This is a genomic window from Labrys methylaminiphilus subsp. lupini, assembly GCF_051161885.1.
Classification (GTDB): Bacteria; Pseudomonadota; Alphaproteobacteria; order Rhizobiales; family Labraceae; genus Labrys.
Window position 1 is genome coordinate 3,570,036 of sequence record NZ_JBMDIH010000001.1, and the last position, 25,376, is coordinate 3,595,411.

Genomic DNA, 25,376 nt, shown 5'->3' on the forward strand with positions numbered 1-25,376 from the left:
CGTGCCAATCGCCTCTTTTCATGCCCGCAACATGCTGTAAAAGCGCTTCCAGTCTCTTTCGGATCCCCCAGCCATGAGCCCTAATTTGAGCGTCCACGACAAGGCCGAAATCCTTTCCGAAGCCCTGCCCTACATGCAGCAGCACGACGATGCCACCATCGTCGTCAAATATGGCGGCCATGCCATGGGCAGCGAGCAGGTTGCCCGCGACTTCGCCCGCGACATCGTGCTGCTCGAACAGGCCGGCCTCAATCCGGTGGTGGTGCATGGCGGCGGCCCGCAGATTTCGGAAATGCTGGAACGTCTTGGCATCAAGTCTGAATTCGCCGCCGGCCATCGCATCACCGACGCCGCCAGCGTCGAAGTGGTCGAGATGGTGCTGGCCGGCTCGATCAACAAGCAGCTCGTCGGCTTCATCAACGCCGCCGGCGGGCGTGCCGTCGGGCTATCAGGCAAGGATGGCCGCATGCTCACCGCCAAGAAGGCGACGCGCACGGTCTACGATCCCGATTCCGCCATTGAGAAAGTTGTCGATCTCGGCTTCGTGGGCGAGCCCGACAAGGTCGACACCACCGTGCTCGACCAGATCATCCATTCCCAGATCATCCCCGTCCTGGCACCGGTGGCGGCGTCGGATGATGGCGGCACCTTCAACGTCAATGCCGACACCTTTGCGGGCGCCATCGCGGGGGCGCTCGGCGCGACTCGCCTTTTGCTGATGACCGACGTGCCCGGCATCCTCGACAAGGACAAGAACCTGATCGAGGAAATCGACGTGGAAGGCATCCGCCACCTGATCGCCGACGGCACCATCACCGGCGGCATGATTCCCAAGGTCGAAACCTGCATCTATGCGCTCGAAAAGGGCGTCGAAGCGGTTGTCATCATGGACGGCAAGGTGCCGCACGCCGTGCTGCTGGAACTTCTCACCAATCACGGCGCCGGCACGCTGATCCGGCGCTGAGGCGCTTCGTCAAGTCCTGGGAGAGCGGACATCACGACATGCTTTCATGTCGTCGAGATGTCCGCTCTCCCAGGAACCGGCAATCCATCCTTAACTTTGCCACCGGATGCTGCGATAAGGATGGTAGAGACGAGCATGGATCAGAGCGTAGCCACAATCAGGGAAAAGCTGTCGGCGGATTTCGCCCATGTCGACACATGGGTCTTCGATCTCGACAATACGCTCTACCCTCACCACGCCAATCTGTGGGAGCAGGTCGACAACCGCATCACCACCTGGATGGCGAATTACTATGGCGTCGATGGCCTCACCGCGCGCGGGCTGCAGAAATACTACTATCAGCGCTATGGCACCTCGCTGCGCGGCCTGATGATCGATGAAGGCGTGGACCCCGCGCATTTCCTCGAATTTGCCCATGACATCGACCATTCGCCGCTGGAGCCCAACCCGCTGCTCGGCACGGCGCTCAGCCTGCTGCCCGGCCGCAAGCTGATCTTCACCTCCGGCACTACCCGGCACGCCTTGAACATCGTCAAGCGCCTGGGTGTCGAGGAGCATTTCGCCGATGTCTTCGACATCGTCTCAGCCGACTATCTGCCCAAGCCCGCCGCCGACACCTATGCGAGCTTCTTCGCCCGCCACGACGTCGACCCGGCCCGTGCTGCCATGTTCGAGGATCTTTCGCGCAATTTGATCGTGCCGCATGATCGGGGCATGCGCACCGTGCTGGTCGTGCCCAAGCACAATGCCGAGATCGTGCGCGATGCCTGGGAAATCGAGCGCGTCCAGGCCGAGCACATCGACTACATCACGGACGACATTGCCGGTTTCCTGACCGATCTGTCGGCTTCGCTCTGAAGCACCGCTGCTGGCAATCTACCAAATAATACCGAAATAATCGGCTTGCCCGCTTGGCGAGGGCGCCCGCCCGTTGCATTGTCGGCCGGGTCAGGCCGCTCCGGCTTTCCCTCAGGGCGGCTTCCACCGCACGGGGTTGCATGATGCCCTTAACTCAGCCCGATATGACGGGCCTCCTCATTCGTATCCCACGCCTGATCCGGGCCCTGCTCGTCGCCGCTTTAGCCAGCAGCGGCATCCTCCTGCTGGCAAGCGGCGCGCAGGCGGCCGTCCGGGGCTATGCCACCGCCAATGTCAATCTGCGTGCCGGACCCGGCACCCAATATCCGGCCGTCACCACCTTGCGTCCAGGCGAATCCGTGCTCATCCATGGCTGCCTGAGCGACCGATCCTGGTGCGATATATCGGTGCGCGGAGAGCGGGGCTGGTCGGCGAACAAATATCTGTCCGCTGCGGCGAACCGCAATGTCGGTATCGGCGCGCTGGCGATCCCCGCCATCGTCTTCAGCTATGCCTATTGGGACCGCTATTATGCGCGGCGTCCCTGGTACAACACCTGGTGGGGCCATGGCCGACCGCGGCCGCCGCATCACGGGCCGGGCTGGCGCCCGCGTCCGCCCGTCATAGGCCCGCCCGGGACACGTCCTCCGGTGGTCCGCCCTCCTGGCGTTCGTCCACCTGGCGTTCGCCCGCCCGGCGTCCGGCCACCTCATCATGGCGGCCCGCGTCCGAAGCCGGTCTTCCGTCCCGGCCGGCCGGGAAGGCCGATCGGCAGCACGCGGCCGATTATTCCGCAATGAGGGCAGCGTCACTCACCCGGGGTGGTGGCTGTCGAAAAAAGAACGCAATCCTTGTCATTGCCGGGCTTGACCCGGCAATCCAGTCTAGCGCTGTGAATGCCGGACGTCTGGATGCCCCGGTCAAGTCCGGGCATGACAAACACTGATGCTTCTATTGTTGCAAATCAGAGGCTTCAATCAGCCACGAAGCGCTCACGCATCCGCGTCGAAACAGGCGCGGATGCCTTCGCGATAGGTCGGATAGCGCAGCGCATAACCCAGCTCCTCGCGGACCCGGCGGTTCGAGACGCGCTTGTTCTCGCCGTAGAAGGAGCGGCCCATCGGCGTCATCTGCGCCTCGTCATAGGCGATCTCGGCCGGCGGCGCCACGCCGAGCAAACCGGCCGCGTAGGTGACTACATCCTGGGGGGGCGCCGGCTCATTGTCGGTGACGTTGAAGGCGGGCCCGGCGTCGGGTTTCTCCATGCCGGCCGCAACCGCACCCGCGATGTCCTCGACATGAATGCGGTTGAACACCTGTCCCGGCTTGACGATGCGCCGGGCAGTGCCCCGCTTCAAATTGACGACGGCGTTGCGTCCCGGCCCGTAAATGCCGGCCAGCCGGAAAAGCTGCACCGGCACGTCCCTGCCACGGCCAAGATCGAGCCATTCCTTCTCGACATCGACCCGCATGGCATTGCGCTCCATGGTCGGGCGCAGCGGCGCGGTCTCGTCGATCCAGGCGCCCCCGGCATCGCCATAGACCCCGACGGTGGAGAGATAACCGATCCATTGCAGCTTCGGTGCCTGCCGTAGGGCGGCACCGAAATGCCGCAATACGGAATCGCCGTCATCATCGGGGGCGATGGACGTGAGGATATGCGTCGCCTCGGCAATGGCGGCATCGACCGCAGGCGAGCCTGCCAGGCCGTCATAGGCCAGACGCGTGGCACCAGGCAGCTCCGGCAATTTCTCGTGGGGCGCCGACGAGCGGAAGGTACCAGTGATCTTGGCGAAGCGGTCGCCGTAGCGAGCCGCAAAATGCGAGGCGGTGTAGCCGAGGCCGAAGATCAGGAGATTCATGCAATACATTCCCGCCGTTTCGGGGGGCGGGTCTTCAGACCCGCCAGTCTCCCTTCCGGCCTCACGATAAAGGCGGGTCTGAAGACCCGCCCCTCATTACTGTCCGAGCCCGTCGAAGAAATCACGGACCTTGGCGAAGAAACCGGCGCTTTCTGGCTGTGTCTCCTTCGACGACTGCTCGTCGAACTCCGCCAGCAATTCGCGCTGGCGGCGCGTGAGATTCTTGGGTGTCTCGACAAAGAACTGGACATACATGTCGCCATGCTCGCGCGAACGAAGCACCGGCATGCCCTTGCCGCGCAGGCGCACCTGCCGCCCGGTCTGTGTACCTTCGGGCACTGCCACCTTGGCTTTGCTGCCATCGACGGTGGGCACCTGGAACTCTCCGCCGAGGGCGGCCGTCACCATCGAAATCGGAACGCGGCAATGCAGATCCGCGCCGTCGCGCTGGAAGAATTCGTGCGAAGCCAGCGACAGGAAGATGTAGAGATCGCCCGAAGGCCCGCCCCGCGCGCCGGCCTCGCCCTCATTGGCGAGACGGATGCGCGTGCCGTCCTCCACGCCAGCGGGAATATTGACCGAAAGGGTGCGCTCGCGCGTGGTGCGGCCGGCACCGCCGCAGGAAGGACAGGGATTGTCGATGACCTCGCCACGGCCCTGGCAGGTCGGGCAGGTGCGCTCGATAGAGAAGAAGCCCTGGGTGGCGCGCACGCGGCCATGGCCGGCGCAGGTTCCGCAGGTCTTGGGCTTGGACCCGGCCTTGGCACCGGAACCGGAACAGGAATCGCAGGTGACGGATGTGGGGATCTTGATGGTGGCGGTCTTGCCGTTGAAGGCCTCCTCCAGCGTGATCTCCATGTTGTAGCGCAGATCCGCGCCGCGCTCGCGCCCGCCCGAATTGCTGCGCCCGCGGCCGCGCCCGGCCAGATCCTCGAAGATATCGTTGAAGATGTCGGAGAAGGAACCGAAGCCACCGCCTGCGCCGAAACCGCCGCCTCCGCCTCCCATGCCGCCCTGCTCGAAGGCGGCGTGCCCGAAGCGGTCATAAGCCGCGCGCTTTTGCGGATCCTTCAGGGCTTCATAGGCCTCGTTCACTTCCTTGAACTTGGCCTCGGCATCCTTGTCACCGGCATTGCGGTCGGGATGGTGCTTCATCGCCTGCTTGCGGAAAGCAACCTTGAGTTCGACTTCGGTTACTTCGCGAGTAACCTCGAGCACTTCGTAATAGTCACGCTTGGCCATCGGAATCGCTCAAAGCACCCCAGCGAAGGCGTTTTGCGATGGTGGAATCACCGAGACCGCAAAGACGCGTTGAAATAACGAGTTCGAGCACTGTGCGTTTCCGCTTGAACACACTCTGCTCTGGAGGTGTGCGAAAGCCCCCGCCATATCCGATGCAGACCTTTCGGCCTGCATCGTTTGGCGAGGGCTCGCACAAGATCGTCGAAGATTACGCACGCTTCTTGCTGTCGTCGACTTCCTCGAAGTCGGCGTCAACAACATCGTCATTCTTCGTACCGGCTTCGTCGCCCGGGGCACCCGCGGCCTGCTGCTGCTGATAGAGGGCTTCGCCCAGCTTCATGGCAGCCTGCTGCAGATCGTTGGTGCGGGTCTTGATCAGCTCGACATCCTCGCCTTCCAGCGCGGACTTGAGCGCGGTAACCGCTGCCTCGACGGTCGACTTGTCGGCCTCGGAGATCTTGTCGCCAAGCTCCTTGATCGACTTCTCGGCCTGGTGCACCGCCGCATCCGCATGGTTGCGGACCTCGACGAGCTCGCGCCGCTTCTTGTCTTCCTCGGCATTGGCCTGGGCGTCCTTGACCATCTTCTCGATGTCGGCATCGGAAAGACCGCCGGAAGCCTGGATGCGGATCTGCTGCTCCTTGCTCGTCGCCTTATCCTTGGCCGAGACATTGACGATGCCGTTGGCATCGATGTCGAAGGTCACCTCGATCTGCGGCATGCCGCGGGGCGCCGGCGGAATGCCGACGAGGTCGAACTGGCCGAGCGCCTTATTGTCCTGGGCCATTTCACGCTCGCCCTGGAAGACGCGGATGGTCACGGCCGTCTGGCCGTCCTCGGCGGTCGAGAAGGTCTGGCTCTTCTTGGTCGGGATCGTGGTGTTGCGCTCGATCAGGCGGGTGAAGACACCGCCCAGCGTCTCGATGCCCAGCGACAGCGGGGTCACGTCGAGCAACAGCACGTCCTTGACGTCGCCCTGCAGCACGCCGGCCTGGACCGCGGCGCCGATGGCGACCACTTCGTCCGGGTTGACGCCCTTATGGGGCTCCTTGCCGAAGAACTGCTTCACGACTTCCTGGATCTTGGGCATGCGGGTCATGCCGCCGACCAGCACCACTTCGTCGATCTGACCAGCGGCCAGGCCGGCATCCTTCAAGGCCTTGCGGCAGGGCTCGATGGTGCGCTGGACGAAATCGTCGACCAGGCTTTCGAACTTGGAGCGCGAGAGCTTGAGCGCCAGATGCTTCGGACCCGAAGCGTCGGCGGTGATGTAGGGCAGGTTGATCTCGGTCTGCGCCGTGGAAGACAGCTCGATCTTGGCCTTCTCGGCCGCTTCCTTCAGGCGCTGGAGAGCGAGCTTGTCCTTCTTGAGGTCGATGCCCTGCTCGCGCTTGAACTCGTCCGCCAGATACTCGACCAGGCGCATGTCGAAGTCCTCGCCACCGAGGAAGGTGTCGCCATTGGTCGACTTCACCTCGAACACGCCGTCGCCGATCTCCAGGATCGAGACGTCGAAGGTGCCGCCGCCGAGGTCATAGACCGCGATGGTGCCGGCCTTCTTCTTGTCGAGGCCATAGGCGAGCGCAGCCGCCGTCGGCTCGTTGATGATGCGCAGCACTTCGAGGCCGGCGATCTTGCCGGCATCCTTGGTGGCCTGGCGCTGGGCGTCGTTGAAGTAGGCGGGAACGGTGATGACGGCCTGCGTCACCGGCTGGCCCAGATGAGCCTCGGCCGTTTCCTTCATCTTCTGCAGGGTGAACGCCGAAATCTGCGACGGGGAGTAGGACTTGCCGTCCGCCTCGACCCAGGCATCGCCATTGTTGGCCTTGACGATCTTGTAGGGCACCAGGCCGATGTCCTTCTTGGTCATCGGATCGTCATAGGTGCGGCCGATCAGGCGCTTGATCGCAAAGAAAGTGCGCTCAGGGTTGGTGACAGCCTGGCGCTTGGCCGGCTGGCCCACGAGGCGCTCACCATCATCGGTGAAAGCCACGATGGAGGGCGTGGTGCGCATGCCCTCGGAATTCTCGATGACCCGGGCACTCGTGCCCTCCATGACGGCTACGCACGAATTGGTGGTGCCGAGGTCGATACCAATAACTTTAGCCATAGTTTCTCATCCTTCCTATTCAGCAGACCGACGCGCCCCGAAGCAGCAGCGCCTAGGCCGGGAAAGCCCTCAGGAACCCGGCCGGTCCCTATCGGAAACCCCGTGATTGCGTTGGGATTAATCACGGGTTCGGCGGGTATATAAGGGGGGCTTTCACGGGCCGCAAGGCGCGAAAGCTGCCTGTCCGCTAAGGAATTTGCGTCTTCGTCACAATTCTTCGACGAAGTGCCCGGCCGGGTCCGGCTGGGACGAGCCAACAGGCGGTATAGCGATACATCAGCCTTTCTCCATGGTCACCCGGTTTTGGTGAGCTCCATCCGCCTCCAGCAGGCAACGCCGCCCCGGCGGCCGCACACAAAAAACTTGACTATAACAATTATATTATATAACATACTTGTTATAAATAAAACTCGGTCACCTCCATGCCCCACCTCGACGACACCTTTGCGGCCCTGTCCGATCCGACTCGCCGGGCGATCCTCAGCCGCCTGGCTCTCGGGGAGGCGACGGTGATGCAGCTGGCGGAACCCTTCGCGATGACGCAGCCCGCCGTCTCGCGCCATCTCAAGGTTCTCGAAGGCGCCGGGCTGATCGTCCGCCGCGCCGAGGGGACGAAGCGACCCTGCCGGCTCGCCCCGGAAGGCATCGCGGCCATCGACCAATGGCTGGGCATGCTGCGCGAGGCCCTGGCCCGCAATTACGACCGGCTGGACGTGCTCCTGGCCGCAGGACTTCCCGAAAAAGAAGAGGACAACCCATGACCAAATTGACGATCCGCACCGAAGGCGACACCCATGTCGTGGTCGCCAGGCGCTTCGCCGCCTCCCCCGAGGCGGTCTACCGCGCCCACACCGAGCCCAAACTCATCCAGAAATGGATGCTGGGGCCTGATGGATACACCATGCCCGTCTGCATCAGTGAGGCCCGGCCCGGCGGCAAGATCCGCTTCGAATGGCAGGACGGCTCCGGAGGCGGTTTCTCGCTGACGGGCGAATATATCGAGCTCGAGCCTCACAGCCGCATCGTGCATGTCGAGCGCATGCACCTGCCCGACCCAACGCCCGACAACCATGTCGAGACCCGCTTCGAAGCGGACGGCGCGGGCACGCTGATGACCTTGCGCATGACTTTGCCGAGCGCAGAGATGCGCGAGCAGATGCTGGCGACCGGCATGGAGAACGGCATGGAAGCCAGCTATGTCAGGCTCGAAGGCATTCTGTGAGGGGCGGCAAGACAGGCTTCCGGATGCACCCTCAATCCACCAATTGCCCCACGATCATATGCGCCGTCGCGGCATTGAGGGCCATGGGGATGTCGTAGACCAGGGCAAGCCTGGTCAGGGCCTTGACGTCGACATCATGCGGCAGGGGCGAGAGCGGATCGACGAAGAAGAACAGGCCATGGACCTGCCCCTCGGCGATCAAGGCGCCGATCTGCTGGTCGCCGCCGAGCGGCCCGCTCTTCAGCGGGGTCAGCGACAGCTCCGGACAGGCGGCCAATATGCGGCCACCTGTCGTGCCGGTGGCAACGAGGTTGAAGCGCGCCAGAATGGCCCGGTGCGTGAGCGCGAACTCGACCATTTCGTCTTTCTTGAGATCATGCGCGACGAGCGCCAGAGTGCGCCTGACCAGCTTCGACATCGGGTATCCTCATTTCAGATCGGCGTTTCCCATCTGATTCCATGTGAAAATCTGGGGCAACCGCACAACGCCTCTTCTCAATAGCGCAATCGGCGTGCCATGTTGACCATAAGGTCTGCATGGGAAGCCTTTCTCACGCGGCCTCCATCCAAGAGCGAGAACAAGCGCGGGAGAGCGTGATGAAATCGACCCTTCTTGGCCTGGCTGCCCTGCTGGCAGCCGGCGTTGCGGGATTTGGCACGGCACAGGCAGCCGACAAGCCCGGTCCGGCGGTCATCTATGATTTGGGCGGCAAATTCGACAAGTCCTTCAACGAGGCGGCCTATGACGGGGCCGAGCGCTGGAAGAAGGAAAGCGGCAAGACCTATCGCGAGTTCGAAGTCACCAACGCCTCGCAACGCGAGCAGGCGCTGCGCCGTTTCGCCAAGGACGGCAACAACCCCGTTATCGTGATGGGCTTCAGCTATGCCGACGTGCTGGAAAAGGTAGCCAAGGCCTATCCCAAGGTGAATTTCGGCATCGTCGACAGCGTCGTCGATTTGCCCAACGTCGCTTCTTACGTCTATCGGGCCGACGAGGGCTCCTACCTTGCCGGCTATCTCGCCGCCAAGACCAGCAAGACCGGCACGATCGGCTTCATCGGCGGCATGGACGTGCCCCTCATCCGCAATTTCGGCTGTGGCTACGCGCAGGGCGCCAAAGCCGCCAATCCCCAGATCAAGGTCATCCAGAACATGACCGGCACCACGCCCGCCGCCTGGAACGACCCGGGTCGCGGCGCCGAGCTGACCAAGGCGCAGATCTCGCAAGGGGCCGATATCGTCTATGCAGCGGCCGGCCAGACCGGTATCGGTGTCCTGCAGGCAGCCGCCGATGGCGGCAAGCTCGGCATTGGCGTCGATTCCAACCAGAACGGCCTGCATCCCGGCAAGGTGCTGACCTCGGTGCTCAAGCGCGTGGACGAAGCGGTCTATCAGGGCTTCAAGGACGGTGAGGCCGGCCAGTTCAAGCCGGGAACGCATGTGCTCGGCATCAAGGACAATGGCGTCGCCCTGGCCATGGACGACAACAACAAGCCCCTGATCGACGAGGCCAACAAGGCCGCGATCGCGGCGGTGACCAAGGACATCGCCGACGGCAAGGTGGTGGTGCACAATTACGAGAAGGACAATGTCTGCCCGGTGAACTGAGCGAGCGGCAGACTGATTTTCATGGCGTAAAAGGCGGGTCCAAGGATCTAACGCAGTTCACTTGAACGTCTTCGAGTTAGCACGACCTTTGTCATTGCCGGGCTTGACCCGGCAATGACAATTCGGAGCGTTTGTTCCTTAAGTGAGCCGCATTAGGTCCAAGGATCCGCCTTTCGCCCATGACCTACCGTTTTCGCCGATCCGGGATCGGCCCCCCTATTGCTCCCGCGAGGCTCCCTTTGCCAACTGCCCTCGAACTGAAGCAAATCGACAAACGTTTCGGCCCCGTCCACGCCAACAAGGCGATCGACCTCGTGGTCGAGACAGGCACCATCCACGGCATCATCGGCGAGAACGGCGCCGGCAAATCCACGCTGATGTCGATCATCTACGGTTTCTACGAGGCCGATAGCGGCGAGACCCATGTCAACGGCACCCGGAAGGCGATCCGCTCCTCGCAGGATGCCATCGATGCGGGCATCGGCATGGTGCACCAGCATTTCATGCTCGTCGATCCCTTCACCGTGCTGGAGAACGTCATGCTCGGCGCCGAGGGCGGCGGCCTGCTGGCGAGAGGACGCGACCACGCTCGTACCGAACTGGCGCGGCTGGAGGAAAGCTATCACCTGGAGGTCGATCCGGATGCCGTGGTGGGCGAACTGCCCGTCGGCGCCCAGCAGCGCGTCGAGATTCTCAAGGCGCTCTATCGCGGCGCCGATATCCTCATCCTGGACGAGCCGACGGGCGTGCTGACGCCCGCCGAAGCCGACCAGCTCTTCGAAATCCTGAAGGTCCTGCGCGAGCAGGGCAAGACCATCCTGCTGATCACCCACAAGCTGCGCGAGATCATGGCGATCACCGATCGCGTCTCGGTGATGCGGCGCGGCGAGATGGTGGCCACCGTCGACACCGCCAAGACCAACCCCACCGAGCTCGCCGAGCTGATGGTGGGCCGCCGCGTACTGCTGCGCGTCGACAAGGCGGAGGCCAAGCCCGGCGACGTCATCCTCGAAGTGAAAAACCTCACGGTAAAGGACGAGAAGGGCATCACCCGCGTCGACGACGTCTCCTTCACCGTGCGGTCCGGCGAGATCGTCGGCGTCGCAGGCGTGGCCGGCAACGGCCAGTCGGAGCTGCTCGAGGCCATTGCCGGCATCCGGCCGGTCCATTCGGGCGAAATCAGGCTGCGCGGCGCCAATACCGCCGCGGCGGACCCGGCGGAGCTGCGCAAGCTCGGCCTGGCCCATGTGCCCGAGGACCGCATGAAGATGGGCCTCGTCAAACCCTTCGCGGCCTATGAGAGCGCCATCCTGGGCTACCAGAAGGACCGCAAGCTCGGCAGCGGCCCCTTCCTCAATTACCGGCGCATCATCGCCGACCTCACCGACAAGATGGAACGCTTCGACGTGCGTCCGCGCGACCCGAAGCTGAAGACGGCCAATTTCTCGGGCGGCAACGCCCAGAAGATCGTGCTGGCCCGCGAGATGGAGCGCGATCCCGCCTTGCTGATCGTGGGACAACCGACCCGTGGCGTCGACATCGGCGCCATCGAGTTCATCCACCGCCGCCTGATCGCCATGCGCGACGCCGGCAAGGGCATTCTGGTGGTTTCGGTCGAGCTCGACGAGATCATGGGCCTGTCCGACCGCATCCTGGTGATGTGCGGCGGACGCGTCACCGGCGAATGCCTGGCCAAGGATGCCACGGAGAACGGACTCGGCCTGTTGATGGCCGGCGTGTCGGGAGAGGCGGCATGAGCGGTCAGACCACCACGCCATCAGCCCTTCTGGGCGCGCTCTTCTCCAGGCGCAGCAGCGCCAGCCTCGTCACCCTGCCCTGGTGGGCCGACACCGTCGTGCTGCCGCTGCTCAATGTGGTGGTGGCCTTCCTCGTCTCCGGCATCGCGGTCTGGGTCATCGTGGGCGCCGATCCGCTGACGGTCGGCGTCACCATGATCACGGGCGCATTCGGCGACGCCAACGCCGTGGGGACAACGCTCTATTACGCCACCACCTTCATCTTCGCCGGCCTTGCCGTGGCCGTCGCTTTCCATGCCGGCCTGTTCAATATCGGCGTGGACGGGCAAGGCCAGATCGCCGGCATCGGCATCGCCCTCGCCTGCCTGCATCTGGGCAGCGTTCCCTGGTTCCTCGCCATTCCGCTCGGCATGATGGCCGGCATGCTCTTCGGCGCCGCCTGGGCCTTCATTCCCGGCTATCTGCAGGCCACGCGCGGCAGCCACGTCGTCATCACCACCATCATGTTCAACTACATCGCCACGGCGCTGGTGCAGTATCTCCTGGTGAACGTGATGATGAAGCCGGGCTCCGGCGAGCCGAAATCCGAGCTCTTCGCCGATTCGACCGGCCTGCCGCAGATCAGCGATATCCTGGCAGGCATCGGCATCCAGCTCGACCTCACGCTGGTCAATCTCGCCTTCCCGATCGCGCTGCTTGCCGCCATCCTGGTCTGGGCCCTGATCTGGCGGACCCGGCTGGGCTACGCCATGCGGACAGTCGGCCACAACAAGACCGCTGCCGTCTATGCCGGCATTTCCCCGGCCAAGATCATCGTCATCGCCATGTTGATCTCGGGCGCCCTGGCCGGCCTGATGGGTACCAATGTGCTGATGGGTGAACAGCACCGCATGATCATCGACTACACCGCCGGCGCCGGCTTCATCGGCATCGCCGTCTCGCTGATGGGTCGCTCCCATCCCGCCGGCATCGTGCTCGCCTCCATCCTGTTCGGCGCGCTGATCCAGGGCGGCCAGGAACTCTCGTTCGAAAACCCCGTCTTCGACAAGAACATGATCGTGATGATCCAGGGCATCATCATCCTCTTCGTCGGCGCCCTCGAACTGATGTTCCGGCCGCAGCTCGCCATGCTGTTCCAGCTCTTCACCCCTGCCTCCAAGGGAGCATGACGCCATGGATACCGTGATCATGCTGGCCAGCGTGGCGGCCGCCGCCATCCGCATCTCCACGCCCTATCTGCTGTGCGCCCTCGCCGGCCTCTATTCGGAACGTTCGGGCATCGTCGACATCGGCCTCGAAGGCAAGATGCTGGTGGGCGCCTTCGCAGCCGCGGTCACCGCAGCGACCTATGGTTCGGCCTGGCTCGGCCTCGTCATGGCGATCATCGTCTCCATCGGCTTTGCACTGCTGCACGGCATTGCCTCCATCCGCTATCGCGGCAACCAGATCGTCTCGGGCGTCGCCATCAACATCCTGGCGCTCGGCTTGACCGCCTTCATCGGCAATGCCTGGTATGGCGAGGGCGGGCGTACCCCCAGCCTGAGCGGCGCCGCGCGCTTCCAGCCGATCGAGCTGCCGGGGGCGGAGGCGATCAGGGGCGTACCGGTGCTCGGCCAGCTCTATGCCGACGTGCTATCCGGCCATTCGATCCTGGTCTATTTCGCCTTCGCCTGCGTCCCGGTAACGGCCTGGATCCTCTACAAGACCCGCTTCGGCCTGCGCCTGCGCGCCGTCGGCGAGAACCCGCAGGCCGTCGACACCGCCGGCATCTCGGTGGCCTGGCTGCGCTATCGCGCCGTGCTGATCTGCGGCCTGCTCACCGGCGTCGCCGGCGCCTATCTCTCCACCGCCGATTCGGCCGCCTTCGTCTCCAACATGACGGGCGGGCGCGGCTATATGGGCCTGGCCGCCCTGATCTTCGCCAAATGGCGGCCCTGGCCGGCGCTCGGCGCCTGCCTGCTCTTCGGCCTGCTCGATGCCATCTCGATCCGCATGGGCTCGAGCTTCGTGATCGCCGGCATGCGGGTGCCCTCCGAGTTGATCTCGGCCCTGCCCTATATCCTCACCGTGTTCATGCTGGCCGGCTTCGTCGGCGCGGCGACGCCCCCCAAGGCCGCGGGCGTTCCCTATCTCAAGGAACGCTGATGGACGCGCTCGCGGATCTGTTCGAGGCTGCCAGAGCCGTGCGCGAGAAGGCGCATGCGCCCTATTCTCGCTTCAAGGTGGGAGCGGCCATCCGTGGCCGCTCGGGCCGGATCTATGCCGGCTGCAATGTCGAGAACGCCGCCTATCCGGTCGGTGCCTGCGCCGAAGGCGGCGCCATCTCGGCCATGGTGGCGGATGGCGAGACGGGAATCGCCGAAATCCTGGTGCTGGGCTGGACCGATGCCCATCCCGAAGCTCCCGGCCTGACCACGCCCTGCGGGGGCTGCCGCCAGCGCATCCGCGAATTCGCAAAGCCGTCGACTTCAATCCATGTCGCCGGCCCCGAAGGCATCCGCCGCAGCTTCACGCTCGACGAGCTGCTGCCCGAGAGCTTCGGCCCGGAAAATCTGGGTTGATCGATTAGATCGACACCAGGTCGAGGAAACTGGCTGCCAGCAGCAGGACGGTGGCGACGGCAAGCGTCAGCCCGACCCAGAACTGGGCCCTGTCTTCGGCTGATATGCCGCCCTTGAGAACCATCTGCATGCGCTCGATCATCAAACAACCCACCTCGAAACCGGGTCATGATGAAAGCGTCGCAGGTGCTCCGGCGTTAACGCGGCGCGAATTCGTCGCGCCGTCTGGAATCATGGTTGAGAAGAGGTGAGCGGGTCTCCGGGTGCGCAAGCATCTTGCCCGCTTCTCCCTTCGGCCGGGGCGACGCCCTTCCAAAAGCAGCCATGCATCCAAGATACCCATAGGCGCTAACTTTGGGTGGTGGCACCAGATTGGAGGGTCGATCTCCAGATCGACCATCTTGGAAATGTCGAGCCAGATAGAGGACAAAGGTGGTCGATCTCGCTCCATCAATTGATGGAGCTGTGGAGATCGACCCTCCACGCTACCCGCGCCGCCGGCCGCAACGTTAGCGCCTATGGGCAAGATGCCCGCGCACCCGGAACTACAAAAACGACTTCCCGGCCCCCTGCCAGTCCAGCCTGAGATGCTCTGCCACGCTGGCAGCCATGTCGGCGAAGCTGTCCCGCCGCCCGATCGGTCCCGTGCGCTTGCCGAGGCGCGCCAGCACCGGCACGAATTCGCGCGTGTGGTCCGTTCCCGTCCAGGACGGGTCGCAGCCATGGTCGGCCGTGATGATCAGGAGGTCATCCTCGCCCAGCCGCGAGAGGATCTGCGGCAGCCGCATGTCGAATTGCTCCAGGGCACCGGCATAGCCGGGAATATCCCGGCGATGGCCATAGAGCGTATCGAAATCGACATAGTTGGCAAAGAGCAGGCCGCCTTCGGGCAGGCGCCCCATCGCTTCGAGCGTGCGATCGATCAAGGCATCGTTGCTCGGGCCCTTGACGCTCTCGCCGGTGCCGCGGTGCGCGAAGATGTCGCCGATCTTGCCGATGGTGATGACGCCCCGTCCGGCGCGTTCGGCCACATCCAGCAGAGTATCGGCCGGCGGCGGCACGGCATAGTCACGCCGGTTGGCAGTGCGCGTGAAGCCACCGACGGCATCGCCGACGAAAGGCCGCGCGATCACCCGGCCGATGTTGAGATGGTCGACATGGCGGCGGGCGATCTCGCACAGGGACAGCAGCCTCTCCAGCCCGAACGCCTCCTCATGAGCAGCGATCTGCAGCACGCTGTCGGTGGAGGTGTAGAAGATCGGCTTGCCGGTCTCGATACTCTCGGCGCCGAGTTCGGCAATGATCTGCGTCCCCGAGGCATGGCGCTGGCCGAGCACGCCGGGAAGCTCGGCTTCCTTGACGATGGCGGCGATCAGGCGGGCGGGAAAACACGGCACTTCCTTGGGGAAATAGCCCCAGTCGAACGGCACGGGATAGCCGGCGATCTCCCAATGGCCCGAGGGCGTGTCCTTGCCCTTGGAGACCTCGGCCGCATAGCCCCACAGGGCCTCAGCCACGCCGCCTTCCAGGCCGGGCGGCAGCGTACCCGTTGCCGCTTGCGCAGCCACGCCGAGGCCAAGGCTGGCCAGCACGGGCAGGCGCAGAGGCCCGGTGCGATGCTCGTTTTCGCCCGCCCGCCCCGCCGCACAGGCGGCGGCGATATGGCCGAGCGTATCGGCCCCCGCATCACCATAGTGTTCGGCGTCTTCGGCTGCGCCGATGCCAAAGGAATCCATCACCAGAAGGAGCGCGCGACCCATCTCAGCTTCCTCCAATGCGTTCGAGCACCGGCGGCAGGGCTTCCTCACCCTCTCCGGTGCGATAGGCCGCTCGCAGGCCAGCCGCTGCGGCCTCGGCCGCCGCGTCGCTGCGAGCATGCACGAAGCCCAGGGGACGGTCGGGCCCGACCTCGGCGCCAAGCTCCGCCAGCCCGGTGAGGCCCACGGCGTGGTCGATAGCATCCTGCGGGCGGGTGCGTCCTCCGCCCAAGGCCACCACCGCGAGGCCGACGGCCCGCGTATCGATGCTGTCGACCCGCCCCGCTTGCTCGGCGAAGACGGGCTTCACCACCGGCGCGGCCGGCAGATAGCGCTCGGGCTGCTCGACGAAATCGGCCGGGCCGCCCAACACCGCGACCATGCGGGCGAAATGTTCGGCCGCCCGCCCGCTCGCCAGGGCTTGCTCGATGTGGGCCTGTCCCTCGGCGGTGTCGCGGGCAAGCTTGCCGAGCACCAGCATCTCGGCACACAGGTCGACGGTGACTTCGAGCAGGCGCACGTCCCGATGCGCCCCGGTGAGAAAATCCACCGCGTTGCGGACTTCCAGGGCATTGCCGGCGGCACTGGCAAGAGGCTGGTCCATGGCCGTGATCAGCGCGGTGGTCGGCAATCCGGCGCCCGTGGCGACGGTCGCGATCGATTCGGCCAGCTCGCGTGAGCCCTCCAGCGTCGGCATGAAGGCGCCCGAACCCGTCTTCACATCCATCACCAGGGCCTGCAGCCCGGCCGCGAGCTTCTTCGACAGGATCGAGGCGGTGATCAGCGGGATCGATTCGACCGTGGCCGTGACGTCTCGGATCGAATAGACGGTCTTATCGGCCGGAGCGAGGTCGGCGGTCTGGCCGATGATCGCGGTGCCGGCCTCGCGCACGGCGCGGCGGAACAGGGCGAGGTCGGGCTGGGTCGCATAGCCCGGAACCGAATCGAGCTTGTCGAGAGTGCCGCCGGTGTGGCCGAGGCCGCGGCCTGAAATCATCGGCACGAAGCCGCCGCAGGCCGCCACCAGCGGCCCGAGCATCAGGCTGACATTGTCGCCGACGCCGCCGGTCGAGTGCTTGTCCACCACCGGCCCCGGCAGGTCGAGGCCACGCCAGTCGAGCACGGTGCCGGATTGGGTCATGGCCCGCGTCAGCGCGATGCGCTCGTCCATCGCCATGCCGCGGAAGAACACTGCCATGGCAAAGGCCGCGACCTGGGCATGGGTGACGCTGCCGGCGACCAGCCCTTGCACGAAACTCTCGATTTCGGCCGCGGATAGAGCCGCGCCATCGCGCTTCTTGCGGATGATTTCCTGGGGAAGAAGGGTCACGAACTGGGCTCCCTGGAGCAGAACGGGGTCAAGCTGAATGCATCCTTGCGATTCCTGGCTGATAGGCCAGATCGCAAAACGCCTTGGCGGCCCCGTCCCTGCGTGGCCTTTCGATTTCGGGCCGCGACGATAGCCTCCACGATCCACGAAGGAAAGTCATGCGAAGGAAAGTGTCCGAGCGTTTACAAATCTATTGCGAGCTGACCTAAGCCCCGGTGCCCTGACGATGCCGTCCCACGCCCTGTTCCCCCTCGAACTGGCCAGCACCCGGCGGGCATGCCACAATCGATCCGGTGCTGCCGTGAATCCGGGATGGGGCGATGATCCGGCGTTGCTTGATGTTGTTGTGTCTGTTCTGGCTGGCCAGCGCCACGGCGGCGGTCGCCGACAAGCGTGTCGCGCTCGTCATCGGCAATGGCGACTATCGCACGCTCGGCCGTCTCGCCAATCCCGTGGCCGATGCCGACGCCATGGCCGCACTGCTGGCCGGAGGAACGCTCGGCTTCAAGGTGATCCGCGCCACGAATGCCGACCACGCCGTCATGCTGCGGGCGATGGCCGAATTCGGCAATGAAGCCACCGATGCCGATATCGCGCTGGTGTTCTATGCCGGCCACGGCATGCAGGTCGACCAGCGCAATTTCCTCATTCCCATCGGCGCCGACATCAAGAGCCGCGTCGATCTCGCCACCCAGACGGTCAGGCTCGACGACATCAGCGACATCCTGAGCGCCTCGGGCGCCAAGGCCAAGATCCTGCTCGTCGATGCCTGCCGCAACAATCCCCTGCCGGCGAGCGCAAGCCGCGGCGCCTCGCGTGGCCTGGCTCGTCTCGACGCCGCCAGTACCGGCACACTGGTCGCCTTCGCCACAGGCCCCAATGCCGTCGCCGATGACGGGGATGGCGCCCATTCCCCTTTCGCGGCCGCCTTGCTGAAGCGGTTGCCCGAAGCCGGCATCGAGATCCGGCGGATGCTGGCGCTGGTGCGCCAGGACGTTCATGCCGCGACGAACCAGCGCCAGACGCCCTGGGTCGACGAGGCCCTGCTCGGTGATCTCTATCTCGGCGGGAGCGCTGCCCCGGCCACGCCGCCCGGCACCGCACAGCCGCTCCCAGCAATTCCGGTGAGCCCGTCCCTCGACAAGGCCGACATGGCGGCCTGCAGCGATCTCGGCATCGATCCCACGCCGATCAAGCTCGAAGCCTATCTCGACAATTTTCCCAAAGGCTATTGCGCCGCATCGGTGCGCCGGCGGCTGGATGCCCAGGCCAAGCTCACGGGTGGGCAGGCCCCGATCGCCACCTCACCTCAGTCCGAACCGGCTCGATCCAACCTGCCGCCCTATACGGTCTCGAGTTATTGGGACCATAACGGCTCGCGCGTCGCTCTTTCAGCCAGCGAAGGCAATCGCCTGTTCTATTATGAGGCACCCCGACCAGGCCTTGCCGAGGCCGGGGTGCGCAAGGGAGCGCTGCTGTTCAAGGGCACGGCCAGCGGCGGCGTCTATCGCGGCCAGGCCTATGTCTTCTCGCGCGAATGCGGGCCGATCTCCTACCGAGTCGAAGGCTCGTCTGCCGGGGAACCGCCGACCATCACCCTGCGTGGAAAGGTGCCCCGGCGTGCCAAGGACTGTGCACAGACCGGCTGGCGCGACGACACACTGGTGTTTCGCTACGATTCGGCGGCGCGATAGCAGGCGCTACCCTGGCCGCCAGCCGATCCGTGGTCCGACAAGACCGCTTGAGTCCTTTTTAAGGGGGCAACATCGCGCCCACGACCCTCCCCCCGCTTTCGGCTGCGGGATTGCTATGTTAAGGGGAGGCCGTGGTGCGGGCAGGCTCGCCTGTTCGGCCACGCGATTTTGACTGGTCGATGAGGACTGAGACGCAATGGCGGAACGCCGTTCGAGCTTTGAATATGAAGATCTCCTCGCCTGCGGGCGCGGCGAGATGTTCGGACCCGGCAATGCGCAATTGCCCCTTCCCCCCATGCTGATGTTCGATCGCATCCCGGAGATCTCCGAGACCGGCGGACCGAACGGCAAAGGCTGCGTACGTGCCACGCTCGAGGTCAAACCGGATCTATGGTTCTTCTCCTGCCATTTCCAGGGCGATCCGGTGATGCCGGGCTGCCTCGGCCTCGACGCTCTCTGGCAGATGACCGGCTTTTTCCTGGGCTGGCTCGGCCAGTCCGGACGGGGCCGCGCCCTCGGTGTCGGCGAGGTCAAATTTACCGACCAGGTGCTGCCCAGCGTCAAACAGGTCGAATATGGCGTCGATCTCAAGCGGGTTTTCAAGGGTAAATTGATTCTCGGCATCGCGGATGGCTGGCTAAAGGCCGATGGCCGTACCATCTATGAAGCCAAGGATCTGCGCGTCGGCCTGTTCCAAGCTTGAGTTCCAGGCCTGATTTCTGGCCTCCACGCGGTGCGGATCGAGCGCATTTCCGGTCGAGCCGGCCATTGGCTTGCCTATTGCAATGTGCTTTGAAACATGCAGGGTGCGGCCCCGACGACGCTCGACGCGCCGACGGGGTTGACGCTTTGTAGGTCGTCCGTGATTGGGTCCTGCCCCTTCACGGGCAGCGAGCACAATTTCCGAGCTTGCCCAAAACCGGGCCGCTTGCGAAATTCTGCTCAAGCGTTTTGCGATCGGACGGAATTGCCTGAAGTCGCAAAGATGCTCTGGCCAATCCGTTGGATTGGCCTGGAAACAGAGAGCCAGAGCAAACGAGCGTTTCTGTCTAAACGCGCTTTGCTCTAAAGCGTTTTGTGATTTGGCGGTCACGCCAAGAATCGCAAGGACGCGTCCGACTAAAGAGCTAGAGCAAACAAGCGTTTCTGTCTAAACGCGCTTTGCTCTAGGGAACGCAGTGCCGGCCTGGCGGTCCTCTCGGAGAGGATCGTGGGTCGGTTACGAAACTGGAAGGGATCGCCATGAGACGTGTCGTCGTTACCGGCATGGGTATCGTGTCTTCGATCGGCAATTCGACGCAGGAGGTTCTCTCCAGCCTGCACGAGGCCAGATCCGGTATCACGCGCGCCGAGCAGTTCGCCCAATACGGCTTCCGCTCACAGGTTTATGGCGCACCCACGCTCGACCCCGCTTCAGTGGTCGATCGCCGCGCCATGCGCTTCCATGGCGGCGGCACCGCCTGGAACCATGTAGCGATGGAGCAGGCCATCCTCGATTCCGGCCTGGAGGCCAACGAGGTTTCCAACGAGCGCACCGGTATCATCATGGGGTCGGGCGGTCCCTCCACCCGCACCATTGTCGAGGCCGCCGACAAGGCGCGCGAGTCGGGCAGTTCCAAGAAGGTCGGTCCCTTCGCCGTTCCCAAGGCGATGTCCTCGACCGCCTCCGCCACGCTCTCGACCTGGTTCAAGATCAAGGGCATCAACTATTCCATCTCCTCGGCCTGCGCGACCTCGAACCATTGCATCGGCAATGCCTATGAGCAGATCCAGTACGGCAAGCAGGACGTGATGTTTGCCGGTGGCTGCGAGGAGCTCGACTGGACGCTCGCCGTGCTGTTCGACGGCATGGGCGCGATGTCGTCCAAATACAACGACACCCCTTCCACGGCCTCCCGCCCCTACGACAAGAACCGCGACGGCTTCGTGATCTCCGCCGGTGCCGGCGTGCTGGTGCTGGAAGAGCTGGAGCATGCCAAGGCTCGCGGCGCCCGCATCTATGGCGAGATCGCGGGCTATGGCGCCACCTCCGACGGCCATGACATGGTCGCCCCCTCGGGTGAGGGCGCCGAGCGCTGCATGCGCATGGCGCTGGCCAACATCAAGGCGCCGATCGACTACATCAACCCGCACGCCACCTCGACGCCGGCAGGCGATCCTCCCGAGATCGAGGCCATCCGCAAGGTGTTCGGCGCGGGTGACAAGTGCCCGCCGATCGCCGCGACCAAGGCACTGACCGGTCATTCGCAGGGTGCGACCGGCGTGCAGGAAGCAATTTATTCACTACTCATGATGAATAATGGCTTCATCTGCGAGAGTGCGCATATCGAGGAGTTGGATCCGGCCTTTGCCGACATGCCGATCGTCCGCAAGCGTATCGACAATGCCAAGCTCAGCCATGTCCTGTCCAATTCCTTCGGATTCGGCGGCACCAATGCGGCCCTGGTCTTCAAGCGCCTCGACGCCTGAGATTGGTCACCGCCTGTTCCGACCGGACTATCCGGGGCGAGCGCTCGTCCAGAGTTTGAAGACCGTGGATGAGCATGCCCGGTAACAAAGAGACAGATAAAGTGATCCGGGACCTGCGCAAATCCCCGGCTGCTTTGTCAAAACGTGGTAAAGAGGCGGAAATGCGGGCTGATCGGCCGATTCTGGTCTGATTGAGCCCCAAAGGGTTTTGCGATTTGACGGAATCGCGTCAAATCGCAAAACGCCTCGAACCTAGGAGCTGGAGCAAAGCAACGTTCACACAAAAACGCGCTTTGCTCTAGTGACTGATGACCAGGATTTGGAGTTGCAGGCCATGACAGGGCTCATGCAAGGTAAGCGCGGTCTGATCATGGGCGTAGCCAATGATCATTCGATCGCCTGGGGTATCGCCAAGAGCCTTGCCGCCCAAGGCGCCCAATTGGCATTCACCTATCAGGGCGATGCCCTGCGCAAGCGCGTGGAGCCGCTCGCCAATAGCGTCGGCTCCAGCCTGCTGGTGCCGTGCGACGTCGAGAATGTCGCTTCCGTCGACGGCGTCTTCGCCACGCTGGCGCGGGAATGGGGCAAGATCGACTTCCTCGTCCATGCCATCGCCTATTCAGACAAGAGCGAGCTCAAGGGCCGCTACGCCGACACCACGCGCGACAATTTCGCCAAGACAATGGTGATCTCCTGCTTCTCCTTCACCGAGATCGCCAAGCGCGCCGCCGACCTGATGCATGATGGCGGCTCGATCCTCACCCTCACCTATGGTGGCTCCACGCGGGTGATGCCGAACTACAATGTCATGGGCGTGGCCAAGGCTGCGCTCGAGGCTTCGGTGCGCTACCTTGCCTCCGATTTCGGCCCGCAGGCCGTCAGGGTCAATGCGATCTCGGCCGGGCCGATCCGCACCCTCGCCGGCGCTGGCATTTCCGATGCCCGGCTGATGTTCAACTATCAGCGCGCCCACGCGCCGCTGCGTCGCACCGTGAGCATCGAGGAGGTCGGCGGTTCTGCGCTCTATCTGCTCTCCGATCTCTCGACCGGTGTCACCGGCGAAGTGCATTTCGTCGATTCCGGCTACAACATCATCTCGATGCCGCATCCCGAGGCCCTCAAAGCCCAGGAAGCTGCCGAGGCGAGCGTGACGACGAAGGCTGCCGCCGAATAAGCCGGCCTATCCCCGTCGCGGAAGCGCTGGAAGCGAAGTATCCATGGAGATGCGGGCGTCGTCGCCCGCATTTTCTTTTCCATAAGCACAGAGCTTCCAGACGCGAACGAGAACGTCGGCATTTCCAGGAAACAGCCAACTACAGCCCGCTGAACCAGTTATAGCCCTGGGCTTCCCAGGTGCCGCCGACATAGTCGTTGCCGACCTCGATCTCGCCGATATGTTTGGGATTCTTGAAGCCGAGCTTGGTCGGCACGCGCAGCTTCATCGGAAAACCATAGGCACGCGGCAATACCTGGCCGTCGAACCAGAAAGTCAGCTGTGTCTGCGGATGCAGGGCGGTGGGCATGTCGATGCTGGTGACGTAATTGTCGTCGCAGCGGAAGGTGACGTATTTCGCGCCGAGATCGGCCCCGACGCGGTGCAGGAAATGCGAGAAGGGCACCCCCGACCAGCTGCCGATCGCGCTCCAGCCTTCTATGCAGATATGGCGGGTGATCTGGGTGATGCGCGGCAGAGCATGCAGCTCCGGCAGTGTCCAATCCGCCCGGCGCTCGACCAGTCCGGTGACGTTCAGGCGATAGGCCTCGGGATCGATCACCGGCGCCTGTTCCGGCGTGTTGGGCTGATAGAATGAATTGAACGGGAAAGGCCTGGTGATCGCGCTCGGCGGATATTCCCGCGCCAGACGGACGGGCGAGAACAGCCAGGCCTGAACGCGATCGTTGAAGTCGGAGATACGCCCCAGCATGGCTTCGGCACTATAGCCGTCGGTGACATCGCAGCCGGCCAGCAGCGTCAGGGTTCCCAGGCCGAGCGCCTGACGCAGGAAGTAGCGCCGGGTGGGCCTATCGAGCCGGCCTGCCGCCTCGCGCAGGATCATGCCGGTATCGGGATGGGATCTTCGCGGCTGGCGGGACATCGCAATCTCCCTCTCTCAGCGCCCGCGGACCATCGTCAGCAGGCTTCGCGGCACCAGCAGGGCCATGACGACATGCACGATAAGAAAGCCGACGATGATCGACATCGCACCAAAATGGATAAGGCGCGCCGTATCGAAATCGCCCAGCAGCATCACGAGCGGGCGCAGTTGCACGGGCTTCCAGATCGCCAGACCCGACAGCACCACCAGCACGCCATCAACGATCACGCCCAGATAGAGCAGGCGCTGCACGCCATTGTAGCCGCCGAGATCCGCATGGCCGAGCCGGCCGGCCAGAGCCGCCTTGAGATCGGCAAACACCGCCCCGGGCGAGATCGGCAGCAATTTTCGGTAAAACCGCCCCGAGGCCAAGCCATAGACGAGATAGATCAGGCCGTTGGCCATCACCAGCCACATCGCGGCGAAATGCCATTGCAGGCCGCCGATCAGCGAGCCGCCGAGCGTGAGGGCGGAGGGAAAGAGGAAAGGCAGGGTGGGATAAGCATTATGGATGGCCCAGCCGCTGGAGATCATCATCAGCATCGCAACGGCGTTGGTCCAATGCGTAATCCTCACGATGGTCGGATGGATCGGTGCGATGACAGGTTGGGAACGAGAGATGGGCTCGCTCATGACGAAAGGCCTCCCCGAAGAGGATGAGGGTGGCACCGGACCGCGGCAGAGCGTTTTTCAGAAAAGTTGATCGGTATTTGCTCCCCCTACCGTCGAGGTCGCGCAGCCCCTTACCTTGCCTCGCCCCGTGCTTACGGGGAGAGGATAGAGGTGAGGGGCGGCCCCCCCTGAGCAATTACGTTGATAGACTTTTCGATCAAGAAAACGCGTTAAAACAAACAGTTAGAGAAAAGGTGCGATTCAGTGAAATCGCACTTTGCTCTAGAAAGCGCGGTCCGGCGCGGTCCGTTATTGCGGCAGCAGCACGGTATCGATGACGTGGATGACGCCATTGCTCTGGTTGACGTCGGGGATGGTCACGGTCGCCTTGTCACCCTTGGCATCGGTGATGTCGAGCTTGCGGCCGACCTGCGTGACCGTCAGCGTGCCGCCCTGCACGGTCTTCAAGGTGGCCTTGCCACCGCCAGCCTTGACCTCGGACATCAGCTCTGCGGCCGAATGCTTGCCGGGGACGACATGATAGGTAAGAACAGCCGTCAACGTCGCCTTGTTCTCAGGCTTGAGCAGTGTCTCAACGGTTCCCTTCGGCAGCTTGCCGAACGCCTTGTTCACCGGCGCGAAGACCGTGAACGGCCCGGGGGTCATCAAGGTATCGACAAGGCCGGCTGCCTTGACCGCCGCAACCAGGGTGGTGTGGTCCTTCGAATTGACGGCATTCTGGATGATGTTCTTGGAGGGATACATCGGGGCGCCGCCGACATTGACAGTAGTCTCGGCCCGGGCTGCGCCCAGCGTGTAGAACACGGATGCGGCAAGAACGACGCCGATGGCGGCTGCATAGGAGGAAGTGCGACGGGTCATGGCAGATCTCCGGAAGGCAAGGTTGCACCGATCGTCGAGACCGGTGGAGAGCGAAACTGTTCGTGTCTCGTGAAGATCTACGCCTCGACTTTCCGAAGGTTTCAGTTTTCGAAAATATTCTTTTTTGAATTCAGAAAATATTTCATCGCACAAAAATAAACATATACGGTACGATCGAGATAAGGTTTCATCATAAAGAATAAAAATATTCTTTTCTTCGGCTGAAACCTTTCACCGCCCACGACGTAGTGAGTCACCCTGTCTGGAAGCCAGGATTCTTGTAGACGAAACCTGTTCCATCCATCTCGATTTTATTGTTTGATCGCAGCAGAAATCATTCCTGCGCCAGTGG

The 25,376-nt window shown here is 63.6% G+C and carries 24 protein-coding genes; 14 read left to right on the forward strand and 10 right to left on the reverse strand.

Translation table 11 applies throughout. The annotated features are described in order from the left end of the window. The first annotated feature begins 73 nt into the window (after positions 1 to 73). The 3 genes from argB to ACN6KF_RS16890 all read left to right on the forward strand — a co-directional run bounded on the left by argB (position 74) and on the right by ACN6KF_RS16890 (position 2,622). Complete coding sequence (gene argB / locus ACN6KF_RS16880) at positions 74 to 964, forward strand: acetylglutamate kinase (protein ID WP_434957950.1); 891 nt, start codon at positions 74 to 76, stop codon at positions 962 to 964. A 135-nt stretch (positions 965 to 1,099) separates the two neighbouring features. After that, complete coding sequence (locus tag ACN6KF_RS16885) at positions 1,100 to 1,822, forward strand: pyrimidine 5'-nucleotidase (protein ID WP_434957951.1); 723 nt, start codon at positions 1,100 to 1,102, stop codon at positions 1,820 to 1,822. A gap of 140 nt (positions 1,823 to 1,962) precedes the next feature. Beyond that, positions 1,963 to 2,622, forward strand: coding sequence for an SH3 domain-containing protein (locus tag ACN6KF_RS16890; protein WP_434957952.1), 660 nt, complete (start codon positions 1,963 to 1,965; stop codon positions 2,620 to 2,622). Positions 2,623 to 2,814: 192 nt separating this feature from the next. Here ACN6KF_RS16890 and ACN6KF_RS16895 read toward each other — a convergent pair whose 3' ends face one another. The 3 genes from ACN6KF_RS16895 to dnaK all read right to left on the reverse strand — a co-directional run bounded on the left by ACN6KF_RS16895 (position 2,815) and on the right by dnaK (position 7,036). Continuing rightward, positions 2,815 to 3,684 (reverse strand): SDR family oxidoreductase, encoded by an 870-nt coding sequence (locus ACN6KF_RS16895; protein ID WP_434957953.1) that lies wholly within the window; start codon positions 3,682 to 3,684, stop codon positions 2,815 to 2,817. A 96-nt stretch (positions 3,685 to 3,780) separates the two neighbouring features. Continuing rightward, positions 3,781 to 4,926, reverse strand: coding sequence for a molecular chaperone DnaJ (gene dnaJ, locus ACN6KF_RS16900; protein ID WP_434957954.1), 1,146 nt, complete (start codon positions 4,924 to 4,926; stop codon positions 3,781 to 3,783). A 208-nt stretch (positions 4,927 to 5,134) separates the two neighbouring features. Further along, a complete protein-coding gene (dnaK, locus tag ACN6KF_RS16905; protein WP_434957955.1) occupies positions 5,135 to 7,036 on the reverse strand; it encodes a molecular chaperone DnaK in 1,902 nt (633 codons plus the stop codon). 422 nt (positions 7,037 to 7,458) lie between these two features. Between dnaK and ACN6KF_RS16910 the strand changes: the two genes are divergently transcribed. Beyond that, positions 7,459 to 7,797, forward strand: coding sequence for an ArsR/SmtB family transcription factor (locus tag ACN6KF_RS16910; protein WP_434957956.1), 339 nt, complete (start codon positions 7,459 to 7,461; stop codon positions 7,795 to 7,797). After that, complete coding sequence (locus tag ACN6KF_RS16915) at positions 7,794 to 8,258, forward strand: SRPBCC domain-containing protein (RefSeq protein WP_434957957.1); 465 nt, start codon at positions 7,794 to 7,796, stop codon at positions 8,256 to 8,258. The genes ACN6KF_RS16910 and ACN6KF_RS16915 overlap by 4 nt, the downstream gene beginning before the upstream one ends. Before the next feature lie 31 nt (positions 8,259 to 8,289). Here ACN6KF_RS16915 and ACN6KF_RS16920 read toward each other — a convergent pair whose 3' ends face one another. Then, the gene (locus ACN6KF_RS16920) at positions 8,290 to 8,676 is read right to left on the reverse strand and encodes a methylglyoxal synthase (RefSeq protein WP_434957958.1); all 387 of its coding nucleotides are present in this window, start codon (positions 8,674 to 8,676) and stop codon (positions 8,290 to 8,292) included. A 179-nt stretch (positions 8,677 to 8,855) separates the two neighbouring features. Here ACN6KF_RS16920 and ACN6KF_RS16925 point away from each other — a divergent pair, with 179 nt between their 5' ends. From ACN6KF_RS16925 to ACN6KF_RS16945, 5 genes are all read left to right on the forward strand, one after another. Beyond that, positions 8,856 to 9,866, forward strand: coding sequence for a BMP family lipoprotein (locus ACN6KF_RS16925; RefSeq protein ID WP_434957959.1), 1,011 nt, complete (start codon positions 8,856 to 8,858; stop codon positions 9,864 to 9,866). A gap of 239 nt (positions 9,867 to 10,105) precedes the next feature. After that, positions 10,106 to 11,623 (forward strand): ABC transporter ATP-binding protein, encoded by a 1,518-nt coding sequence (locus ACN6KF_RS16930; protein ID WP_434957960.1) that lies wholly within the window; start codon positions 10,106 to 10,108, stop codon positions 11,621 to 11,623. Beyond that, positions 11,620 to 12,792: an ABC transporter permease gene (locus ACN6KF_RS16935; protein ID WP_434957961.1), complete on the forward strand. Its 1,173-nt coding sequence runs from the start codon at positions 11,620 to 11,622 to the stop codon at positions 12,790 to 12,792. Before ACN6KF_RS16930 ends, ACN6KF_RS16935 begins: the two co-directional genes overlap by 4 nt. Positions 12,793 to 12,796: 4 nt before the next feature. After that, positions 12,797 to 13,768 (forward strand): ABC transporter permease, encoded by a 972-nt coding sequence (locus ACN6KF_RS16940; protein ID WP_434957962.1) that lies wholly within the window; start codon positions 12,797 to 12,799, stop codon positions 13,766 to 13,768. Further along, entirely contained in the window at positions 13,768 to 14,184 is a 417-nt protein-coding gene (locus ACN6KF_RS16945) for a cytidine deaminase (protein ID WP_434957963.1), read from the forward strand. Before ACN6KF_RS16940 ends, ACN6KF_RS16945 begins: the two co-directional genes overlap by 1 nt. 4 nt (positions 14,185 to 14,188) lie before the next feature. Here the strand turns inward: ACN6KF_RS16945 and ACN6KF_RS16950 are convergent, their stop codons facing one another. The 3 genes from ACN6KF_RS16950 to deoA all read right to left on the reverse strand — a co-directional run bounded on the left by ACN6KF_RS16950 (position 14,189) and on the right by deoA (position 17,271). Continuing rightward, a complete protein-coding gene (locus ACN6KF_RS16950; protein ID WP_187829587.1) occupies positions 14,189 to 14,326 on the reverse strand; it encodes a hypothetical protein in 138 nt (45 codons plus the stop codon). A gap of 403 nt (positions 14,327 to 14,729) precedes the next feature. Next, entirely contained in the window at positions 14,730 to 15,944 is a 1,215-nt protein-coding gene (locus ACN6KF_RS16955) for a phosphopentomutase (RefSeq protein WP_434957964.1), read from the reverse strand. Between the two features lies 1 nt (position 15,945). Next, a complete protein-coding gene (gene deoA / locus ACN6KF_RS16960) occupies positions 15,946 to 17,271 on the reverse strand; it encodes a thymidine phosphorylase (RefSeq protein WP_434957965.1) in 1,326 nt (441 codons plus the stop codon). Between the two features lie 320 nt (positions 17,272 to 17,591). Between deoA and ACN6KF_RS16965 the strand changes: the two genes are divergently transcribed. The 4 genes from ACN6KF_RS16965 to fabI all read left to right on the forward strand — a co-directional run bounded on the left by ACN6KF_RS16965 (position 17,592) and on the right by fabI (position 22,608). Further along, positions 17,592 to 18,965 (forward strand): caspase family protein, encoded by a 1,374-nt coding sequence (locus ACN6KF_RS16965; protein WP_434957966.1) that lies wholly within the window; start codon positions 17,592 to 17,594, stop codon positions 18,963 to 18,965. A 196-nt stretch (positions 18,966 to 19,161) separates the two neighbouring features. Continuing rightward, positions 19,162 to 19,668 carry a 3-hydroxyacyl-[acyl-carrier-protein] dehydratase FabA gene (gene fabA / locus ACN6KF_RS16970; RefSeq protein ID WP_434957967.1) on the forward strand — a complete coding sequence of 169 codons (507 nt, stop codon included), beginning with the start codon at positions 19,162 to 19,164 and terminating at the stop codon, positions 19,666 to 19,668. Positions 19,669 to 20,207: 539 nt separating this feature from the next. Further along, complete coding sequence (gene fabB / locus ACN6KF_RS16975; RefSeq protein WP_434957968.1) at positions 20,208 to 21,434, forward strand: beta-ketoacyl-ACP synthase I; 1,227 nt, start codon at positions 20,208 to 20,210, stop codon at positions 21,432 to 21,434. Between the two features lie 334 nt (positions 21,435 to 21,768). Further along, positions 21,769 to 22,608 (forward strand): enoyl-ACP reductase FabI, encoded by an 840-nt coding sequence (gene fabI, locus ACN6KF_RS16980; RefSeq protein ID WP_434957969.1) that lies wholly within the window; start codon positions 21,769 to 21,771, stop codon positions 22,606 to 22,608. 139 nt (positions 22,609 to 22,747) lie between these two features. Here fabI and ACN6KF_RS16985 read toward each other — a convergent pair whose 3' ends face one another. The 3 genes from ACN6KF_RS16985 to ACN6KF_RS16995 form a co-directional block, all read right to left on the reverse strand. Then, the gene (locus ACN6KF_RS16985; RefSeq protein ID WP_434957970.1) at positions 22,748 to 23,530 is read right to left on the reverse strand and encodes a molybdopterin-dependent oxidoreductase; all 783 of its coding nucleotides are present in this window, start codon (positions 23,528 to 23,530) and stop codon (positions 22,748 to 22,750) included. A gap of 15 nt (positions 23,531 to 23,545) precedes the next feature. Next, positions 23,546 to 24,163, reverse strand: coding sequence for a cytochrome b/b6 domain-containing protein (locus ACN6KF_RS16990; protein WP_434957971.1), 618 nt, complete (start codon positions 24,161 to 24,163; stop codon positions 23,546 to 23,548). A 288-nt stretch (positions 24,164 to 24,451) separates the two neighbouring features. Further along, positions 24,452 to 25,024 (reverse strand): fasciclin domain-containing protein, encoded by a 573-nt coding sequence (locus tag ACN6KF_RS16995; RefSeq protein WP_434957972.1) that lies wholly within the window; start codon positions 25,022 to 25,024, stop codon positions 24,452 to 24,454. Between the last annotated feature and the right edge of the window lie 352 nt (positions 25,025 to 25,376).

Coding starts and splice junctions, on each gene's coding strand:
- fabI (WP_434957969.1), top strand. CDS start 21,769: ATGACAGGGCTCATGCAAGGTAAGCGCGGTCTGATCATGGGCGTAGCC.
- ACN6KF_RS16920 (WP_434957958.1), bottom strand. CDS start 8,676: ATGTCGAAGCTGGTCAGGCGCACTCTGGCGCTCGTCGCGCATGATCTC.
- ACN6KF_RS16915 (WP_434957957.1), top strand. CDS start 7,794: ATGACCAAATTGACGATCCGCACCGAAGGCGACACCCATGTCGTGGTC.
- dnaK (WP_434957955.1), bottom strand. CDS start 7,036: ATGGCTAAAGTTATTGGTATCGACCTCGGCACCACCAATTCGTGCGTA.
- ACN6KF_RS16985 (WP_434957970.1), bottom strand. CDS start 23,530: ATGTCCCGCCAGCCGCGAAGATCCCATCCCGATACCGGCATGATCCTG.
- ACN6KF_RS16935 (WP_434957961.1), top strand. CDS start 11,620: ATGAGCGGTCAGACCACCACGCCATCAGCCCTTCTGGGCGCGCTCTTC.
- ACN6KF_RS16955 (WP_434957964.1), bottom strand. CDS start 15,944: ATGGGTCGCGCGCTCCTTCTGGTGATGGATTCCTTTGGCATCGGCGCA.
- ACN6KF_RS16995 (WP_434957972.1), bottom strand. CDS start 25,024: ATGACCCGTCGCACTTCCTCCTATGCAGCCGCCATCGGCGTCGTTCTT.
- ACN6KF_RS16950 (WP_187829587.1), bottom strand. CDS start 14,326: ATGATCGAGCGCATGCAGATGGTTCTCAAGGGCGGCATATCAGCCGAA.
- ACN6KF_RS16890 (WP_434957952.1), top strand. CDS start 1,963: ATGATGCCCTTAACTCAGCCCGATATGACGGGCCTCCTCATTCGTATC.
- ACN6KF_RS16910 (WP_434957956.1), top strand. CDS start 7,459: ATGCCCCACCTCGACGACACCTTTGCGGCCCTGTCCGATCCGACTCGC.
- ACN6KF_RS16945 (WP_434957963.1), top strand. CDS start 13,768: ATGGACGCGCTCGCGGATCTGTTCGAGGCTGCCAGAGCCGTGCGCGAG.
- argB (WP_434957950.1), top strand. CDS start 74: ATGAGCCCTAATTTGAGCGTCCACGACAAGGCCGAAATCCTTTCCGAA.
- ACN6KF_RS16990 (WP_434957971.1), bottom strand. CDS start 24,163: ATGAGCGAGCCCATCTCTCGTTCCCAACCTGTCATCGCACCGATCCAT.
- ACN6KF_RS16965 (WP_434957966.1), top strand. CDS start 17,592: ATGATCCGGCGTTGCTTGATGTTGTTGTGTCTGTTCTGGCTGGCCAGC.
- ACN6KF_RS16895 (WP_434957953.1), bottom strand. CDS start 3,684: ATGAATCTCCTGATCTTCGGCCTCGGCTACACCGCCTCGCATTTTGCG.
- ACN6KF_RS16940 (WP_434957962.1), top strand. CDS start 12,797: ATGGATACCGTGATCATGCTGGCCAGCGTGGCGGCCGCCGCCATCCGC.
- ACN6KF_RS16885 (WP_434957951.1), top strand. CDS start 1,100: ATGGATCAGAGCGTAGCCACAATCAGGGAAAAGCTGTCGGCGGATTTC.
- ACN6KF_RS16925 (WP_434957959.1), top strand. CDS start 8,856: ATGAAATCGACCCTTCTTGGCCTGGCTGCCCTGCTGGCAGCCGGCGTT.
- fabB (WP_434957968.1), top strand. CDS start 20,208: ATGAGACGTGTCGTCGTTACCGGCATGGGTATCGTGTCTTCGATCGGC.
- dnaJ (WP_434957954.1), bottom strand. CDS start 4,926: ATGGCCAAGCGTGACTATTACGAAGTGCTCGAGGTTACTCGCGAAGTA.
- fabA (WP_434957967.1), top strand. CDS start 19,162: ATGGCGGAACGCCGTTCGAGCTTTGAATATGAAGATCTCCTCGCCTGC.